This window comes from Rhizobium aouanii (assembly GCF_037002925.1).
GTDB classification, from domain to species: Bacteria; Pseudomonadota; Alphaproteobacteria; order Rhizobiales; family Rhizobiaceae; genus Rhizobium; species Rhizobium aouanii.
The window spans coordinates 1-406 of record NZ_JBAMYD010000068.1; the positions used below are offsets into that span (position 1 = coordinate 1).

The 406-nt window shown below is 58.6% G+C and carries 1 protein-coding gene; it reads left to right on the top strand.

Annotation, left to right across the window (positions count from 1 at the left end; all coding sequences use genetic code 11):
* A partial coding sequence (locus tag V8P77_RS34750; RefSeq protein WP_335916771.1) for a transposase occupies positions 1 to 293 on the top strand: 293 nt, incomplete at its 5' end.
* Positions 294 to 406 lie beyond the last annotated feature (113 nt).

The following is a 406-nucleotide window of genomic DNA, read 5'->3' on the forward strand; positions in this document are numbered from 1 at the left end:
AGCCGCATGTGGCGATCAACGGCACGGTGAGCAAGACGGGCAAGGTACGCAAGACGGCGGTGCCGCCAGACGTCGCCCAAAGCCCCGGCTATGCGATCAGCCTGCGCTGCCGCAAGCGGATCGAGGAAATATTTGGCTGGGTCAAGACGACGGCCGGCCTGGCGCAGATCAAGGTGCGCGGATTGGACAAGGTGAAGGCGGTCTTCACCTTCGCCCTTGCGGCCTACAACATCATTCGTCTTCCGAAATTGATCGGATTGACGGGCGAAGTGTGTCTTATGGGAGGCAAATAGGCCAATATGATCAAGATATCGCCTGCGGCCAGCTCAAATCCGGCCGATATCCGTCAAAAAATCGCACCCGAAGCTCTCGATTGCCGCAACGCAGCGCCAATTTCAGCAGCCTG